Source organism: Nocardia sp. NPDC060255, from assembly GCF_042727395.1.
Lineage (GTDB): Bacteria > Actinomycetota > Actinomycetes > Mycobacteriales > Mycobacteriaceae > Nocardia.
This window is the reverse complement of the sequence record NZ_JBHXAU010000001.1, coordinates 121515-139049: the sequence shown is the minus strand read 5'-3', so window position 1 is coordinate 139049 and position 17535 is coordinate 121515. Positions and strand designations below refer to the sequence as shown.

General features: G+C 68.3%; 15 protein-coding genes. 6 read left to right on the top strand and 9 right to left on the bottom strand.

All coding sequences use genetic code 11. From position 1 onward, the window contains the following. Positions 1-56: 56 nt before the first annotated feature. Entirely contained in the window at positions 57-1160 is a 1104-nt protein-coding gene (locus ACFWF1_RS00665; RefSeq protein ID WP_379284461.1) for an aromatic acid exporter family protein, read from the top strand. Positions 1161-1452: 292 nt separating this feature from the next. Here the strand turns inward: ACFWF1_RS00665 and ACFWF1_RS00660 are convergent, their stop codons facing one another. From ACFWF1_RS00660 to ACFWF1_RS00645, 4 genes are all read right to left on the bottom strand, one after another. After that, on the bottom strand, positions 1453-2319 hold the full coding sequence (locus tag ACFWF1_RS00660) for a glycosyltransferase family 2 protein (RefSeq protein WP_379284204.1): 867 nt from the start codon (positions 2317-2319) through the stop codon (positions 1453-1455). A 243-nt stretch (positions 2320-2562) separates the two neighbouring features. Next, positions 2563-3429, bottom strand: a complete 867-nt coding sequence (locus ACFWF1_RS00655) for a glycosyltransferase (RefSeq protein ID WP_379284206.1) — start codon at positions 3427-3429, stop codon at positions 2563-2565. 286 nt (positions 3430-3715) lie between these two features. Continuing rightward, positions 3716-4498: a site-2 protease family protein gene (locus tag ACFWF1_RS00650; RefSeq protein ID WP_379284207.1), complete on the bottom strand. Its 783-nt coding sequence runs from the start codon at positions 4496-4498 to the stop codon at positions 3716-3718. Further along, positions 4495-5154: a hypothetical protein gene (locus tag ACFWF1_RS00645; protein WP_379284208.1), complete on the bottom strand. Its 660-nt coding sequence runs from the start codon at positions 5152-5154 to the stop codon at positions 4495-4497. The genes ACFWF1_RS00650 and ACFWF1_RS00645 overlap by 4 nt, the downstream gene beginning before the upstream one ends. Before the next feature lie 372 nt (positions 5155-5526). Between ACFWF1_RS00645 and ACFWF1_RS00640 the strand changes: the two genes are divergently transcribed. The 3 genes from ACFWF1_RS00640 (at position 5527) to ACFWF1_RS00630 (ending at position 10777) form a co-directional block, all read left to right on the top strand. Then, positions 5527-6816: an adenylosuccinate synthase gene (locus ACFWF1_RS00640; protein ID WP_379284209.1), complete on the top strand. Its 1290-nt coding sequence runs from the start codon at positions 5527-5529 to the stop codon at positions 6814-6816. 89 nt (positions 6817-6905) lie between these two features. Then, positions 6906-9506 carry a LuxR C-terminal-related transcriptional regulator gene (locus ACFWF1_RS00635; RefSeq protein ID WP_379284210.1) on the top strand — a complete coding sequence of 867 codons (2601 nt, stop codon included), beginning with the start codon at positions 6906-6908 and terminating at the stop codon, positions 9504-9506. Between the two features lie 299 nt (positions 9507-9805). Continuing rightward, entirely contained in the window at positions 9806-10777 is a 972-nt protein-coding gene (locus ACFWF1_RS00630; protein ID WP_379284212.1) for a hypothetical protein, read from the top strand. A gap of 57 nt (positions 10778-10834) precedes the next feature. Here the strand turns inward: ACFWF1_RS00630 and ACFWF1_RS00625 are convergent, their stop codons facing one another. The 3 genes from ACFWF1_RS00625 to ACFWF1_RS00615 form a co-directional block, all read right to left on the bottom strand. Continuing rightward, a complete protein-coding gene (locus tag ACFWF1_RS00625; RefSeq protein ID WP_379284214.1) occupies positions 10835-11665 on the bottom strand; it encodes an alpha/beta fold hydrolase in 831 nt (276 codons plus the stop codon). A gap of 274 nt (positions 11666-11939) precedes the next feature. Next, positions 11940-12509 (bottom strand): methylated-DNA--[protein]-cysteine S-methyltransferase, encoded by a 570-nt coding sequence (locus ACFWF1_RS00620; RefSeq protein WP_379284216.1) that lies wholly within the window; start codon positions 12507-12509, stop codon positions 11940-11942. 55 nt (positions 12510-12564) lie between these two features. Then, positions 12565-12984 (bottom strand): hypothetical protein, encoded by a 420-nt coding sequence (locus ACFWF1_RS00615; RefSeq protein ID WP_379284217.1) that lies wholly within the window; start codon positions 12982-12984, stop codon positions 12565-12567. A gap of 62 nt (positions 12985-13046) precedes the next feature. Here ACFWF1_RS00615 and ACFWF1_RS00610 point away from each other — a divergent pair, with 62 nt between their 5' ends. Continuing rightward, positions 13047-14549: a PLP-dependent aminotransferase family protein gene (locus ACFWF1_RS00610; protein ID WP_379284218.1), complete on the top strand. Its 1503-nt coding sequence runs from the start codon at positions 13047-13049 to the stop codon at positions 14547-14549. A gap of 43 nt (positions 14550-14592) precedes the next feature. Here the strand turns inward: ACFWF1_RS00610 and ACFWF1_RS00605 are convergent, their stop codons facing one another. Continuing rightward, a complete protein-coding gene (locus tag ACFWF1_RS00605; RefSeq protein ID WP_379284219.1) occupies positions 14593-15183 on the bottom strand; it encodes a TetR/AcrR family transcriptional regulator in 591 nt (196 codons plus the stop codon). Positions 15184-15316: 133 nt separating this feature from the next. On the opposite strand from ACFWF1_RS00605, the gene ACFWF1_RS00600 reads away from it, so the two are divergent. Then, positions 15317-16144 carry an SDR family NAD(P)-dependent oxidoreductase gene (locus ACFWF1_RS00600; protein ID WP_379284220.1) on the top strand — a complete coding sequence of 276 codons (828 nt, stop codon included), beginning with the start codon at positions 15317-15319 and terminating at the stop codon, positions 16142-16144. A 69-nt stretch (positions 16145-16213) separates the two neighbouring features. Here ACFWF1_RS00600 and ACFWF1_RS00595 read toward each other — a convergent pair whose 3' ends face one another. Continuing rightward, entirely contained in the window at positions 16214-17311 is a 1098-nt protein-coding gene (locus tag ACFWF1_RS00595; RefSeq protein WP_379284222.1) for a CaiB/BaiF CoA transferase family protein, read from the bottom strand. Positions 17312-17535: the final 224 nt, after the last annotated feature.

The following is a 17535-nucleotide window of genomic DNA, read 5'->3' as shown; positions in this document are numbered from 1 at the left end:
CGTAGTTGATCGACCTCAATATCAAGCCGCGCGTCGGAGTCGCCCGGGCCAGCAGCATGGATCGGCTGCGTTCCTCGTGGGCGCGGTTGCGGCTGTCCGCGTTGCCGATTCTGCAGTGCGCGGTCGGTGCCGCGCTGGCCTGGTTCATCGCGCGTGAGCTCGTCGGACATCCACAGCCATTTTTCGCACCGACCGCGGCCGTGGTCTCGATCGGCATCTCGTTCGGCGCCCGGCTGCGGCGTTCGGTGGAGCTGGTGGTCGGTGTCGCGGTCGGCATCGGCATCGGTGACCTGTTCATCACCAGGGCCGGTACCGGCGTGTGGCAGATCGCGCTGGTGGTCGCGGTCGCCATGGCCGCCGCGGTGTTCCTAGACGGCGGCTCGATCATCACCATGCAGGCGGCCGGTTCCGCCGTGCTGGTCGCCACCCTGCTGCCGCCCTCGGCGGGCGGCGGCTTCTCCCGGATGATCGACGCGCTGGTCGGCGGCATGGTGGGAGTCGTTGTGGTGGCGTCGATTCCACTGCACCCGGTGCGGCGCGCCCGTGAGCAGGCGGCGGAAATCCTTGCGGTGATGAGCAAGTCGCTCACCGAGTGCGCCGACGGCCTGCTCGAACAGGATCCCGACAAGCTGCGCTCGGCGCTCACCGCGGTCCGCGCGACGCAACCGCAGCTGGATACGCTGCGCGCCACGCTGGAGGGCGGCAAGGAGATCAGCCGAATCTCCCCGCTGTACTGGAATTCTCGTGCCCGCCTCGAACGCATCAAGGCCACCGCCGATCCGCTCGACAACGCGGTGCGCAATACCAGGGTGCTGCTGCGCCGCTCGCTCACCCTGGTCCAGGACGACGAGATACTCGACCCGCGCCTGATCGACGAGGTCGAACGGCTCGGCCAGGCAAGCGAAGTGGTGCGCCGGATGATGCTCGCCGATCCGGGCGAGCAGCCCGACCAGGCCGAGGCGGCCAGGGTGCTGCGCACCGTCGCCAAGGAGGCGCGTCCGGAACTCGTTGAGGGCGCCGGACTTTCGGCCCACGTCGTGTTCGCCCAGGTGCGTTCGATCGTGGTCGATCTGATGCAGGTGTGCGGCGTGAAACGCATCTCCGCGATCGCGCTGCTCCCGCCGACGGTGCCCAAGCCGTTCGTGACGCCCGAGGACTGACGACTACTCAGCGGATTCTGGACACTCGTGCCAGCAGCGGGTGGTCATTCGCCGCGGTAAGAACCCCCGCGCTGCTCTTTGAGGTAGTCCGCTACTCGTGTTCCGGCAGTCCCCGCCCCATAACTTGAACAGGTGACCGCGATCGAACGAGGGGTGTCGCGGTCGACCACTTCGCACACAAGCGAACTGCCCCATCGGCCATAGGTGTGGTGGCCGGCGGGTCGGGGCAGTTCGCCCGCTGCGAGGAGTGGAGCCGCCTGGGCCGGGGTCCGACCGGGCGGCTCCGCGTTCGTCAGCTGTCGCCTTCGGCCTTGCTGAGCGGGAACATCCTGGCCTGGCCCGGGCGCAGCGTGAAGCGTCGCCGGTCGAAGTCCCACAGCCGGTAGATCGGCCATTGCACGGTGTGCGCCAGCCAGGCGCCGACGATGACCGCCCGGTGGAACGGCAGCACCTGGTAGCCCTGATTGGTGATGGTGCGCAGGCCACCCAATTGGAACTGCCACCAGCGACTCGGGCTGGTCCGACGCCGCCGCGCCGACGTCTCGACCCGCATGTTTTTGAGCTGGTCGATCGGCAGGCCGCGCTTGCTGAGGCACAGCGCCAGGTCGAGGTCGTCGATCACGTCCGGCCGCACCACGGTGTCCTCGCGCACCGTCAGCCAGGCGGTGCGGCGGATGGCCATGTTCGGGCCGTGCATGTTGCCGACCCGACCGCCCAGCTTGCCGCGCCGATCCTGCAGGTAGTAGCCGAATTTCAGGAAGAAGCCGACCGGCGAGTCGTAGTAGGTGGTGATGCCGGTGACCGCGGCGACGTCGGGATGCTCGGTGAGGTGCTGCCGGATGACGGCGCCCCAGTCGGGCGCGACCAGGCAGTCGGCGTCGGTGCGTCCGATGAAATCGCCACGCGCCTTGTCGAATCCGGTATTGCGGGCGCGCGCGACACCGCGCTGCGGTTCGTCGACGAGTTCGACTTTCGGGTGGCTGAGCGCGTAATCAGTCACGATTTCGCGGGTGCCGTCGTCCGAGCCGTTGTCGACCACGATGATCTCGTCGATCGAGTCCTGAATCACCAGACGGTCGAGGGTTTGCGTGATGCACGCGGCCTCGTTCAGCACGGGGATGACGATCGATAAAGCCGTCACCGAATCGGGGGTGCTCATGGGTGGTGCTGCTCCAATTTCTCAGTCGGGCATGCCAAATACCGCCAGAACGGTCTGTTACCTGCCCTGAACAGACGTGCGGCTTAGATGATGTGAGGTGTTCGAGCGCGGACCCGGCCGCGATTGTGGCCAGGTCCGCGAAAGCTGCTGATTATCGGATGGGCCCACCCGATGAGATCACTGGTTCGACCCTAGTTGTCTTGGGACACAGACAGAATCCCCAAGGCTTTGGGGCACCACCGCTCAGGTGGGACTCGCCGAGTCGCCGACCGCGGAGACCCGGGCCGGTGCCGGTCGCAGCGTGAAGCGTCGGCGGTCGAAGTCCCACAGCCGGTAGATCGGCCACTGCACGGTGTGCGTCAGCCAGGCGCCGACGATGACGGCCCGGTGGAACGGCCGCACCTGATAGCCCTGGTCGGTGATGGTGCGCAACCCCGTCAATTGGAATCGCCACCAATCGCGCGGACCGGTCCGGCGGCGCCGGGCGGAGGTCTGCACCCGCATGTTCGTCAGCTGGTCGATCCGCAGCCCGCGTTTGGTCAGGCACAGCGCCAGATCCAGATCCTCGGCGACATCGGACCGGGTGGTGGTCTCCGCCCGCACCGCCCGCCAGGCGGACCGGCGGATGGCCATGTTGGGGCCGTGCATGTTGCCGACTTGCCCGCCCAGCTTGCCGCGCCGATCCTGCAGGTACAGGCCGAATTTCAGGAAGAAGCCGATCGGCGAGTCGTGATAGGTGGTGATCCCGGTGACGGCGGCGGTGTCCGGATGCTCGGTCAGCGTGTGCCGGATCACCTCGCCCCAGTCCGGCCCGACCAGCGTGTCCGCGTCGGTCCGCGCGAGGAAATCGCCTCGGGCCCGGTCGAATCCGGCGTTGCGCGCGGCGGGGATGCCGGGCTTCGGTTCCTCGATGAGGGCGACCTCCGGGTGGTCGACCGCGTAGTCGCGCACGATCTGCCGGGTGTCGTCCTCGCTGCCGTTGTCGACGACGATGATTTCGTCGATCGCGTCCTGGACGACGAGACGATCCAGCGCGCGCACGATCGACTTTTCTTCATTCAATGCTGGAATGACGACGGATAGCACCGTCGCTGTTGCTGTGCTGGTCATAGCTCGAGCTCCAACGTCTGCTGATAGGCAGCGGAAACCCCAACGGAGCGGCCGGTTTTCGCTGCGATGCGCGCGTTCGCGCGCGGTGGCGGTCGGCCGGACGCGGACATCTACGGTGACGCCGGTCCGAAGACGGCAGTTCGGCCACTTATCGCGTGGTGTGCCGATACCTTGCACGACGATCGTGGTTACTACCGATCTCGCATGCGTGAATACCCCATTCCCCCCGAAACGATCATCGAGTTCGCACCCTACTCGATCGAATCGGTCGCGGCATCTCCCGGTGCTAAGTCCAGAAACGCGTCAGATAGCTGCCGAAGCGGGACCAATTCGATGGCACCCCAGACACTTCGAACAATGCGTACACCGCGTCGAAGAAGATCCCATTGATAGCGGGGGTGAACAGCAGCGCGAACAGGATCAGCATGCCGAACGGCTTGAACTGGTCGAGCGCGCGCCGGGTCTGGTAGCTGAGCGATGGCTCGAGAATCCCGTAGCCGTCGAGCCCGGGCAGCGGGATCAGGTTCAGCAGGGCCGCGGTGATCTGCAGGAAGCCGAGGAAGCTCAACCCGAACCACAGCGCGGGATGCGAACTGGCACTGCCGAATACCCGCACGAGCACCAGCAGCAGCACCGCGCAGAGCGCGTTCACCGCCGGGCCCGCGCCGCTGATGATGCGCTGCGTGCGCGGCGAGAAGTTGTGGGTGTGCACGTATACCGCGCCGCCGGGCAGGCCGATGCCGCCCAGCGCGATGAACACCATCGGCAGCACGATCGACAACAGCGGATGGCTGTACTTCAACGGATTCAGCGTGAGGTACCCGCGCAATTCGACCTCGTGATCACCGGCCCGCCAGGCCATGAACGCGTGCGCGAATTCGTGCAGGCACAGCGTGATGATCCAGCCGAACACCACGAGCACGAACACGCCGACCTTGGCGCGGGTGGAGTCCAGATCGGCGTCCCAGGCCAGCGCGCCGCCGCCGATGGTGAGGAGGACAACGAGCAGGAAGATCGGGCTGGGCCGTACCGCGCGCGAGCGCCGTTCGGCGGGGAACTGGGCGGTCATCGGACCAGCAACCAGGGCTCGTGATGCCGATAGAAACTGGACCGCGGCACCGTTCGCTCGCTGCGGATACCGTCGCGGGTCACCACCGCGCCCGGTGTGCCGAGCTGGGCGGCGCGCCCCTCGACCCAGCGGCGCTTGCGCATGCCGCGCTGCGCGGTGGCCCGCACGCCCGGCTGGTGCAGCGTCGGCGACACCAGCATCGCGGTGATCTTGCCGGAGAACAGTTGCACGTCGTCCACGTAGGCCTCCCCCTCGAGTCTTTCCTCACCGACCCCGGTGATCTTGGCTCGACCGACCAGCACCGTGCCGGTGTCGTCGCGGATCAGCGGCACCTTGGTGGCCCGGCCGTCGATGGCCCGCTTGGCGGCGGCGTTTCCGGTGCCCGTCTGATAGGCGCGGGAGCCGTAGGTCTTCTCGACCGGCACATAGCCGAGCTCCACGTGCAAGCGCTCGGTGCGCATCAGGTGGGTCAGCACGGTGGCCAGCGCCGCGTCGTCACCGAGCACGATGAGCCGAGGCAGGCTGTCGGCGGCCAGCACGGGAAGCAGTTCGTCGATCTCGGTGGTATCGGGGATGGCGGCCGTCGAACTGGTCGGCAGCGCCGCGAGGGCGATAGGTACCGGTGCGCCGTCGCAACGGAGAACGTGGGTACTCAAACTGCCGTACACCCTCCTCGGTTCGAGCCGACACACCCGTCGGACCCTTCGCCAGTTCCGCCGAACCCTGCCTGGTCCCGACGGCTGCAACCTTAGCCCGGCCAGGCTTTGATCACAGGTTGTCGAGCCCTGCGGCGTGAGCGTCAAGCCCGGAGGCGGCAGCGCAGCGTAACCACGGAGGGCTTGCGAACGCCGCTAATCAGCCTACGCAGAGATGCGGTCCGATGCCGTCGCCGACGCGTCGACTAGACTGTGCTCCCGGCCACCGCCTCGACACGGCAGTAGCTGCAACACGGGCGTTTACCCGCCCCGCCGGTTCCGCCGGCCGCCATCGCTCAGGGTGTTGCACGTCGAACCGTAGGAGATAGAACCATGCCGGCAATCGTCCTGATCGGCGCCCAGTGGGGCGACGAGGGTAAGGGCAAAGCGACCGATCTACTCGGTGGCCGGGTGCAATGGGTGGTCCGATACCAGGGTGGCAACAACGCGGGCCACACCGTGGTGCTGCCCAACGGCGACAATTTCGCGCTGCACCTGATCCCCTCCGGCATCCTTACTCCGGCCGTGACGAACGTCATCGGCAACGGCGTCGTGATCGACCCGGGTGTGCTGCTCGACGAGCTGGCCGGACTGGAGGAGCGCGGCGTCGACACCTCGGGCCTGCTGCTCTCCGCCGACGCGCACTTGATCATGCCGTACCACGTGGCCATCGATAAGGTCACCGAGCGCTTCCTCGGCAACAACAAGATCGGCACCACCGGTCGCGGCATCGGCCCCTGCTACCAGGACAAGGTCGCCCGCGTCGGCGTGCGCGTCGCCGACGTGCTGGACGAGAAGATCCTCACCCAGAAGGTCGAAGCCGCGCTGGAGTTCAAGAACCAGGTGCTGGTGAAGATCTACAACCGCCGCGCGCTCGACCCGCAGCAGGTGGTCGACGAGGTGCTCGCGCAGGCGGAGGGCTTCAAGCACCGCATCGCCGACACCAGGCTGAAGCTGAACGTGGCGTTGGAGAACGGCGAGACCGTGCTGCTGGAGGGTTCGCAGGGCACCCTGCTGGACGTCGACCACGGCACCTACCCGTACGTCACGTCGTCCAACCCGACCTCGGGTGGCGCGGCGGTCGGCGCGGGCGTCGGGCCGAACAAGATCACCGCGGTGCTCGGCATCCTCAAGTGCTACACCACCCGGGTCGGCTCCGGTCCGTTCCCGACCGAGCTGTTCGACGAGTTCGGCACCTACCTGGCCAAGACCGGCGGCGAGGTGGGCGTCACCACCGGCCGGGCCCGGCGCTGCGGCTGGTTCGACGCGGTCATCGCCCGCTACGCGACCCGCGTCAACGGCATCACCGACTACTTCCTCACCAAGCTCGACGTGCTGTCCAGCCTGGAGACGGTGCCGATCTGCGTCGCCTACGACGTAGACGGCGAGCGGGTCGAGCAGATGCCGACCACGCAGACCGGGTTCCATCACGCGAAGCCGATCTACGAGGAGATGCCGGGTTGGTGGGAGGACATCTCCGGGGCCCGCACCTTCGAGGAACTGCCCGCCAACGCGCAGGCGTATGTGCTGCGGTTGGAGGAGCTTTCCGGGGCCAGGATCTCCTGCATCGGCGTCGGACCGGGTCGCGATCAGACCATCGTCCGGCACGACGTGCTCGGCTGATACCAGAACGTTATAACTGGCTGAATGATTGTGGCCGTTCATCGTTCGTTAGGTACGTTCCATGATCGGTTAGATCTACAGTAAGAGTTATGGCTCGGAATTGGCCGATGGTCGAGCGGGTGACCGAGTTCGATGCGATTCGCGCTGCTCTCACCGGCACGGAACATGTCGGCGCGGTCCTCACCGGCGATGCCGGTGTCGGTAAGACAACGCTGGCAAGGCAGGCGACCGCTGCGGTAGGCGGCAATATTCGGTGGGTAGCGGGCACCGAATCGGCGCGCAGCATCCCGCTCGGGGTGTTCGCGCATATGGTCGGCGTGTATACCGCCCATGACCCGGTGACGTTCATGTCCGCGGCGCGGGAAGCGCTGCTTGCGGACGGGCACACCATCATCGGCGTCGATGACGCGCATCTGCTCGACCAGTTGTCCGCGACGCTGTTGTTGCAGCTGGCCATCGACAAGGCGGCGCACATCGTGGCCACCGTGCGCAGCGGGGTGCAGGTGCCCGACGCGGTCACTTCGCTGTGGAAAGACGGCCACCTGCTGCGCATCGACCTGAATCCGTTCAGTCAGCGGCAGAGCGTCGACCTGGTGGAGTCGATGCTCGGCGGGCAGCTCGAAGGGTTCACCGCGAACCTGATGTGGGAATCGTCCGGCGGAAACGCGCTGTTCCTAAGGCATTTGGTCGAGGGCGCGCTGGAGGCGGGCTCGCTGCGTCAGGTGAACGGCGTGTGGCAGCTGCGCGGGCGGGCGGCGGTGACCTCGGAACTGGCTGCGCTGCTGGAGGATCGGGTCGAGCAGCTGCCCGAGGACGTGCTGCACGTGCTGGAGCTGCTCACCTTCTGCGAGCCGATCGACCTCGACGTGCTGTCCGAGCTGGCCGGCGAGGGCGCGGTGGAGTCCGCCGAAACCCGCGGCGTGATCCGGGTTGTCGAGAATTCGCACCAGCTGATCGTGCGCTACAACCATCCGCTGTTCGGCGAGGTGATCCGGCGCAGGCTCGGCATCGCCTCGGCCCGCCGGTTGCGCGGTCGGCTGTACTCCTCGCTGAAGGAACGGCCGATCAATTCCGCCGCCGACCGGATCCGGCTGGCCGAATTAGCCTTGGACAGTGACAAATCCGCCGATCTGGAGTTGTTCGAGGCGGCCGCCGCGGACGCCATCGGCCTGGCGAATCTGCCGCTGGGCGAACGCTTCGCCAGGGCGGCGGTGGAACGCCGCGGCGGGGTGGAATCCGCCGATCTGCTCGCCCGTGCGCTGCTGTGGCAGGGCCACCGCATCGAGGCCGAGCGCACGCTGGCCAGCTTCGATCCCGATCAGCTCACCGAGGTGCAGCTGGCCCGCTGGGGCAGCACCCGGGTGGCGAATCTGTTGTGGGCCATGGGCGATGCCGATCGGGCCGACGAGGTGCTGAAGCTGGTCCGCGGCAAGGTCACCCACCCGAAGATCGCGGCCATCCTCGACGGCCTGGCCTCCGCGTGCGCGGTCAACGAGAACCGGATCGACACCGCGATCACCGAGGCGGAGCAGGCGATGTCGGTGAAAGGCGCACCGCCGTGGGCGATCTGGTGGGCCTCCTTCGGCGGCGGGCTCGCGCTGGCGCTGATGGGCAAGGGTGAGGCCGCCCGGCAGTACGCCGAACGCGGGCACGAGGTGGAAAGCGAGATCGACGGGCTCAACCGCTTCATGTCGACCCACGCCGAGGTACTCGCGCTGACCCTGACCGGCGATCTCGAAGCCGCACGGCGTTGTGCCGCAGCGTATTTCGGCTACTCGGCACCCGGTCAGTATTTGGCGTGGGGCATGTCCAAGATTCTGCAGGGCACCGTGGATGTGGCGCAGGGGCATTTCCCGGACGGTATCGAGAACTTGGAGCAGGCGCTGGCCGCGCTCGCCGCCGAGGGGGCGGCGGCCTGGATGTTTCCCGCGAGAATCCGTTTGGCCGAGGCGTATTCGGCGCTGGGCCGGTCCACCGAAGCGGCCGAGGCCATCGCGGAGGCGACCGCGCGTGGCGGTAGACACAGCGCCGTCTACGAACCACAGCTGGAAATCGCGCGCGCCTGGCACGCCGCCGCCGAGGGCACGGTCACCCCGGCCATCCGCCTGGCGATGAGTGCGGCCGACGCGGCCGCCCGCTCGAACCAGCACGCGATCGAGGCGATGGCGCTGCACGCCGCCGCCCGCTTCGGTGATCAGTCCGCGGCGGGCAGGCTCGCCGACCTCGCGGCCCGGGTGGACGGTCAACTGGTGCAGGCACAGGCCGGGCACGCGGTCGCGCTCGCCGCGCACGACGGGCCCGGACTCGATGCCGCCGCAGCCGAATTCGAGCGGATCGGCGCGCTGCTCTCCGCGGCGGACTCGGCCGCGCAGGCGGCCTCCGCACACGAGCGCGCGGGAGATCGCCGCCGACTGCTGGAATCCGCCGCCGCGGCCAATCGCCTGGCGGCCGCCTGCGGCGGGGCGAGCACGCCCGCGCTGCGGCAGGCCGCTCAGCCGCTGCCGTTGACGGCGCGTGAACGCGAGATCGCCAATCTCGTTGCGGCGGGACTGTCCAACCGGCAGATCGCCGACCGCCTCACCGTTTCGGTGCGCACCGTCGAGGGCCACCTCTACCGCGCCTGCATCAAGATGGACGTCACCGATCGCGAGTCGCTCGGTGCCCTGATGCGCGGCGAATCGTCGTCCTGAACCCATCGCCCGCGTCGAGAGTGCTGCTCGGCGTTGAATCCGGTTCTGGCCGAAGTGGATAGCGGTGTTACTCGAGCGCGACACGACCCTTTCGCGCATTTCCAGCTAATAGTGCTCGCTCTAACGATCGGTGAAAGAATCTGCTGCAATTCGGACTTTTGCCTGCTGGTCGGCGGGGTGTACGGGAGGTGTGAAGTCGCCAACTCGACTTGACAGCATCCGATCAGCTACAGATAGGGTGCGAGCGCGCAGTACGCGGGGACGTGCTGGCTGACCCAACCTGATGGTGGTGCTTCGACGTGGCTCGTCGGTATCGAGAACTGAACAATCCGGCGACCCGGCGCACCATGCGCCCGATCGTCGGGGCTCTCCCGCTGGCCATCGCGGTCGCCTGCTCGGGCGTGGCGGTCGCCGATCCCGGCACCCCGACACAGCCCGGCGTGACCACCCCGAGCGCCCCGACCGCCCCGGCAACGCCCGCGCCGAGTCAGCCCGGCGTCACCACCCCGAGTCAGCCCGGCGTCACCACCCCGAACCAGCAGGGCGCCACCGGCCCGAAGCCCGCCCCGGCCGACCCCGCCGACTCGCAAAGCCTCAACTACGCCCGCCCGGTCCCTGCACCGGAACCGGCCCCGCCGATCCAGCCGCAGCAACTGCACGCGCCGGAGCCGGTCGAACCCGTCGCCCCGATCGCCCCGCCGCCGCGCACCCTGCGCATCGGTGACCTCACCGCACCGGCCCCGAACGAGGTGCCCAACGAACTCCTCGACGGCGTCAACACCACCGCCGCGGACGTCGAGGCCGCCATCGCCACCGGCGGCCGCTCCATCGGCATCAATCCCACCCGCTCCGACAAGATCGCGGCCGCGACCGCGGCGGGCGCGGTCGGTGGCGCACTTGCCGGTGCCGCGATCGCGGGCATCCCGGCCGCGGTGGCCGGCGGACTCGGTGGTGCCGCCCTCGGCGCCGGCGTCGGTGCGGGCATCGGCTTCGCGGTCGGCGTCGCGGGAACCGCCGCCGGTGGCGCGATCGCAGCTGCCGCCGCGGGAGTCCCGACCGGCGGTGCGGGCGCGCTCCCCGCAGTAGGCGCCGCCTTCGTCGCGGCCTGGCCCATCGCCGCCGCGACCACCGGTGCGGGTGCCGCGATCGGCGCCGGCGTCGGCGCGGTAGCCGGTGCCGCGGTAATCGGTATCCCGGCGGCAGTGGCTGGTGGCGTTGTCGGCGGCATTCTCGGCGGCAGCGCGGGCGCAGGGTTCGGCGCCACCGCCTAATAGCTGGGGCGGCTATTCGCACCCTGGCCGAACAGCGTTGTCTGGCTGTTGTACCGGCTAGGTGGCGGCTTCCGCTGTGCCGGTGAGGAATTCGCCTGCGGCGGGGGCCAGCAGCCTGACGTTCGGGTTGTGGCTGAGCTTGGCGATTTCCTGGAGTTCGGCATCGGGCAGGACGGCGGCGATGGCCTTGGCGCCCTTGCGGAGCAGGGCGTCGCTCTTTGCGCCCGCGATGACCAGGGTTTGGGCTTTGACGGTGGTCCAGTCGTCGGTGCGTAATGGTTCGCCGCGCATGTAGTCGCGCATCACCGCCCAGTCGTGCGGGGTCGAGTTCGCGGTGGCGACGAGGTTCTTCCAGAACGGCGTGAAACGCATGACGGAGACCATCGGTCGGGGGATGCCCATCGCCTTGGTCATGTAGAAACGGACGGTGTCGGCGCGGCGGTCGGCGGCCACCAGCTCGTGCAGCGTGGTCTCCAGGTCGGTGGCCGGAACGAAGCCTTCCTGGTCGACCACGAACGGCGGCTCGAAGGCGACGACCTTGGTGATGCCGAGGATGCGGCCGGATCCGGCGGCGCGCAGCGCGAGGGCCGCACCGGACGACCAGCCGAACAGCATCGCCGAGCCGCCGACCGCCTCGACCAGGGCGGCGATGTCATCGATCTCGCGCTCGACGTCGTAGCCCGCGGCGTCGGTGCTGTCGCCGCGGCCGCGCCGATCGTAGTTGAGCACGGTGAGGCCGTACTGCTCGTTGAGCGTGGTGGCCAGTTCGACCATCTTCGGGAACTTCCGGTAGCCGAAGGCACCACCGATCAGGATGACGGTTCCGGCGTGGCCGTCGTGCCGGTCGTAGGCGATCACAGTGCCGTCGGCGGAGGTCACGGTCTCCACAACAATCTCACTTTCGACGCGGGTGTCGGCCAACGATGCGTTGGTGCCTTGCCTGTTCAGACGGTGCCGGGTGCATGGATTCATCGACGGCGGTAGCGACAGACCAGACCCCGCGAAAGTCTGTGATGCTGCTCACTATGCCGGTCTCGTGTCCGGTATGCCCGTGAACGTTATGTACGGAAACCGTCCAGGAGCGGGGCGCTCCCTCTGGTCTGCCACCTGCCGGTCGCGTCAGGCCGGATCGTGCACCACGCTGAGCGCGAAAACCGTTCACTCAGAACAGGGTCGGCTCGCCGAACCCCGGTGTCCGTTCGATTTCCAGCAGGTTCTGCTTGGTGGTGACGCCACCGGGCGCGGAGAAGCCGGTGAGCGCATTGTCGGCGGCGAGCACCCGGTGGCACGGGATGATCAGCGGGATCGGATTGCGGCCCAAGGCTTGTCCGACGGCCTGGGCGGCGCCGGGCGCGCCGATGCGATCGGCGACCTGGCCGTAGGTGAGGGTGTGGCCGGGATCGATCGCGCGGGTGACCTCGAATACCGCGCGATGGAATTCCGGAATCGCGCTGGTATCCAAGGGAATCCAGCGCAGGTCGTCGAGTTCACCGGCCAGGTGGGCGCGGATGCCGGTGATGGCCTCGGCGATCACGCCCGTCGGCTCCTCTTCGCGGACCTCGTCGTCCGGCAGGCCGGTGCGGCGGCGCGTGATGCGCGCGCGAGTCGCGGCCGGGTTCGCCTCGGGGAGCTGGAACCGGATCACGGCCGCACCGCTCCACGCGATCGCGCAGAGGCCGATCGCGGTGTCGAAGAGTGTTGCCTCGGCGGACAGGCAACTGGCGTCACTCATGGTCTCAGTGTGCACGGCGGGACCGACAGGTTTCGAGAAACAAGTCCAGTTTTGCTCAACTGGCCTTGTCGTGCAGCGTGCTCGGATCCGTGACGAGCCGCCGGACGCCCTTCGCGGGTCGCCGCGCCTCGTCGTGGCGGTGCGCGACCGTCCGGCGCGACCGCCAGGCGTACTCGGTGACCGGCGTTTCGGCTGGTTGCCGGACCGGCTCGACGGTGGTCAGCCGCGGCGGCTCGGTCCGGTCGACCGGCGCGACCTGCGGCGAGATCTGTTCCGGCACATCACTGCGCCCGTAGATGGCGGCCAGATCCGAATAGCGGCGCTGCTCGTCGTAGTAGGAGGAGGGCCAGTCGGACATCGGTGAGTGCGGGTGGTATCGGTCCAGCCGGAACGCCCGCCCGGTGCCCTTCGGCAGGTAGCGATAGATCAGGTAGCCGAAGGCGGCGACGACGAGAAGGGTGGCGAATGTGGTCATGGTGCCAGCCTGCGCCTCGACTGGCCTTGCTTTAAATAGCCACTGCCTCAATACTGGACCTTATGGCGACGAGAGTTATCGGAGCGGGCACCCTGGCCCGCGACCTTGGCCGGTGGCGGAACGTGGTCGAGGACGGCGACATCGAGTCGACTCGGCGCTCCGCCCGCCCGGCGTATCTCGCACTCGCCGAGGGCATTCGGCTGCTGATCCATGACGGCCGGGCCCCGCTCGGCGTCGCGTTGCCCAGTGAACGCGATCTCGCCGCCACCCTCGCGGTCAGTCGCACGACGATCACCTCCACGTATTCCCTGCTGCGCGAGAACGGTTACCTGATCAGCCGCCAGGGCTCGCGCAGCACCGTCGCCCTGCCGCGCGACGTGCAGCACGACGGCAGCAAGCCGGCCAGGAGCATCCTGGCGATGATGGCGTCCTCGGAACTGCCGACCATCGACATGACCTATGCCGCGATGGCCGCGCCGCTGGAGATGCAGGAGGCGTATTCGGTTGCGCTGGAAGGCCTGCCGACCTATCTCGGCACCCACGGCATGGATCCGGTCGGCGTGCTCACGCTGCGCGAGGCGGTCGCGCGCCGCTACACCGAGCGCGGCCTGCCCACCGAACCGGACCAGATCCTGGTCACCCTCGGCGCCCAGCACGGCCTGCGGCTGCTGCTGAATGTGCTCACCGCGCCCGCGGCCCGGGTGCTCATCGACCACCCGACCTACCCGAACGCGATCGAGGCGATCCGCGATGTCGGTGCCAGGCCGGTGCCGGTGCCGCTGCGGCCCGAATCGCCGGACAAAGCCTGGGACCTCGACGGAATTCGCAGTGCCGCAAGGCAAACCGCGGCGACCCTGGCCTATCTGGTGCCCGACTTCAACAACCCGACCGGCCTGCTGCTCGACGCCGACGGCCGCGCGGAACTGGCCGCCATCGCCAGGGAAACCAGGATGACCGTGGTGATCGACGAGTCGATGGGCGATCTGCACCTGTCCGGCGAGCAGCAGCCGCCGGTGGCCGCGTTCGCCAAGGGCAACGAGATCGTCACCATCGGCTCGGCCTCGAAGTCGTTCTGGGGCGGCCTGCGGGTCGGCTGGATCCGCACCAACCAACCCCTGATCACGAAGCTGCTCGGCATCCGCTCCACGGTCGACCTCGGCACGCCGGTGATGGACCAGCTGGCCACGGTGCACCTGCTGGCCAACGCGGGCGCCATCCTCGACCGCCGCCGCGATCAGCTGCGCGCCCAACGTGCCGCGCTGTTCGAGGCGGTCGCCGAGGAACTGCCGGATTGGCGCCTCGGCTACGGCGCGGGCGGCATGTCGGTGTGGGCGCAGCTGCCCGCGCCCGTCTCCACTGCGCTGGCCGCCACCGCGCCCAACCACGGCGTATTGCTCGCCGCCGGACCGAGATTCGGTGTCCAGGGTGCGTTCGAGCGGTTCATCCGACTGCCCTTCACCCATCAGGAACCCGACCTCCGGTTGGCGGTCAAGGCGATCGCCGCGGCCTACGAGGCGCTGACGCCGCGCGCCGCCGACGCGCTCCAGCCGCTCACCTGCTACTGATGTCGTTGCGCCACAAGGGATAACGCTGGCCGGTAGTTGCCGACTACTGGCGTCGGCCGGTGCCGACGCCCGCGAGCAGCGTGTCGATGACGCGACCCGCGAGGGTATCCGGGTCGGTGGTGCCGTCCAATTCGGTGCTGCCGTGCACGGTTTCGGTGATCAGCGCGAGATAGACCCGCCGGACCCAGGTCAGGTCGGCGCCGGCCGCGATGAACCCGTCGGCGCGCGCACGCTCGAGCACCGCGTCGCATTTCGCGAAGACGTCGGCCTGTAGTTCGACGACCTCGGGGTCGGTGCTGTCGACCCGGTCGAGCGCGTACGAGGCTCCGTACTTGATCTCGATGACGTTGGCGGTGGCCTGATGCAGTGCGACCAGCGGCGGGGCCGTCTGGGGCCGGGCGGCGTCGACCGCGGCCGCGATCTGCCGCCAGGCGGCGACCGCCATGGTGCGCACGAGGTCGTCCCGATTGGCGAAGCGCCGGTGCACGGTGGTGCGGGCGACCCCGGCGGCCTCGGCGATCTGCTCGAGGGTCGCGTTGGGGTGCTCGCTCAGCACTCGTTCCGCGGCGTCCAGGATGGCGCGGACGGTGCGCTCGGCATCGGCACGCAAGGGGCGTGCGGATGTGGGCGACATGGGGGCTCCGTTCCGTGAGATCTCCTCAACACACTACATGTGAGCTGCGGCTTACCATTGACATGCAACATTACTGTTGCAGTTCATAGAAAGATTGCTACTCTGGTGTTGCATCAGATCGAAGGAGCTGGAAATGACCCGCACTGGAAAGACCGCTCTCATCACCGGCGCCTCGTCCGGCATCGGTGCGGAGTTCGCCGCCGAATTGGCGGCCCGCGGCGACGACCTCGTCCTGGTCGCTCGCACGCTGCCGCGACTGGAATCCCTTGCCGCGCAACTGCATCAGCGACACGGCGTTCGGGTAGACGTGATCGGCCAAGACCTCACCGCGCCAGACGCCGCCGCACGAGTGGTGGATGAGGTTGCGGCACGGGAACTCTCGATCGACATCCTGATCAACAACGCGGGATTCGGCAGCGCAGGCCGCTTCGAAGACCTCGGCGCTGATCGCGAGCAGGATCAGCTGATGGTCAATGTCGTTGCGCTGGCGGGACTTACCCGTCGGCTGATCCCGGGCATGTTGCAGCGCGGTAGCGGTGAGATCGTGAATGTCGCTTCTATCGCGGCTTTCCAGCCGTCGCCCTATTTCGCGACGTACTCCTCCGGGAAGGCGTTCGTGCTCAACTTCAGCCTGTCGCTGTGGAGCGAATACCGTGGTCGCGGTATCAAAGTCCTCGCCGTCTGCCCCGGCCCGACGGAGACAGCGTTCTTCGACACCGTCGGCACTCGCGATGCCGCCCTCGGCCAAATGGGGAGTGCCACACAGGTTGTCCGGTCCGCGCTACGCGCGCTGGAACGCAACAAGGGGTACGTCGTACCGGGCGTACAGAACTTCGCCAGCGCGCATCTGCTGCCGCGCCGCCCGCGCACACTGGTGGCCCGCATCGCCAAGCTCGTCACCCGTGGGCTCGCGGACGGCGGTCGTCCGATCAACGCCGAGCCTGCCGCGGTTACCGCTTGACCAGGCCGGGTCGAGTCAACGAAAAAGGCCCCGGCGGTAAGCCCGGGGCCTTTTCGTGGTAGCGAGAAGTCAGTCCGCCCAAACAGTTTCGATCGGAGTCGCTTCGTTCGGCGGCGGGGTGGGGATGCCGTTCGGGGTGCGGGAGAAGCGCGGCGCCGGGGCGTGCTGGGTGATGTTGTCGACCTCGATCAACGAGCCGCGGGCCGTGATGTGCTCGTTCTTCGTGGCTTCCTCGAACGTGAGAACGGGGGAGACACAGGCGTCGGTGCCGACGAAGATGTCCGCCCACTCATCGCGGGTCTTGGTCAGGAAGCGTTCCGTGAACAGCTTTTTCAGGGTTTCCTGGCCCGCCGGATCGAGCTGGAAGGGCAGGCCTTCCGGGTCGATGCCGAGCCCCGCGAGCAGCTGCGCGTAGAACTGCGGCTCGATCGAGCCGACCGCCATGTACTTGCCGTCGGCGGTTTCGTAGGTGTCGTAGAACGACATTCCGGTGTCGAGCAGGTTCACCCCGCGCTCGTCGGACCACGCGCCATAACCGCGCATGCCCCAGATCATGTGGGAAAGGGCAAGGGCGCCATCGACCATCGCGGCATCGACGACCTGCCCCTTGCCGGAGGTCTGCCGCTCGACCAGCGCGGCGAGCAGCCCGAACACCAGGAACATCGAGCCACCGCCGAAGTCGCCGACCATGTTCAACGGCGGCACCGGCCGCTCACCCTTGCGGCCGATCGCGTGCAGCACGCCGGTGAGGGAGATGTAGTTGATGTCGTGTCCGGCGCGATCGGCGAGCGGGCCCTCCTGGCCCCAGCCGGTCATCCGGCCGTAGACCAGGCGCGGGTTGCGCGCGAGCGTGTCGTCCGGGCCGAGCCCCATCCGTTCGGTCACGCCGGGCCGGAAGCCCTCGATCAGCACGTCCGCCTTCTCGATGAGCCCGAGCACCTTCGCGATATCGGCCGGGTCCTTGAGATTGGCCTCGACGATGGTCCGCCCGCGCTGCTGCGGCCGGTCGAACCCGCCGGGGATCTGCCCGGCCCGCTGGATCCGCACCACGTCGGCGCCCAGATCGGCCAGCAGCAGCGCGGCGTGCGGGCCGGGGCCGATGCCGGCCAGCTCGATGACCTTGATGCCCGCGAGCGGGCCTTTGACGGCGGTGGATGGAGTGCTCACGCCCTACCTCGGTTCGTCGTTGATCCAGTACACCGGCGGTCCGGCGCTGCCCCGGGAGCGGCCCGGGAGGTGTATTGACAGTATGACAATAACGTCGAGTCGTTCTCTCGCGGCCTTCGCTGTGCATCGGCCAACCGGGTAGGCCACAATCCCAGCAGCGCGGCAACCGAGCCGGCGGTGAGGGTGGAGTCATGAGAGAGCGCGCCACGCGCATGACGGAGCCG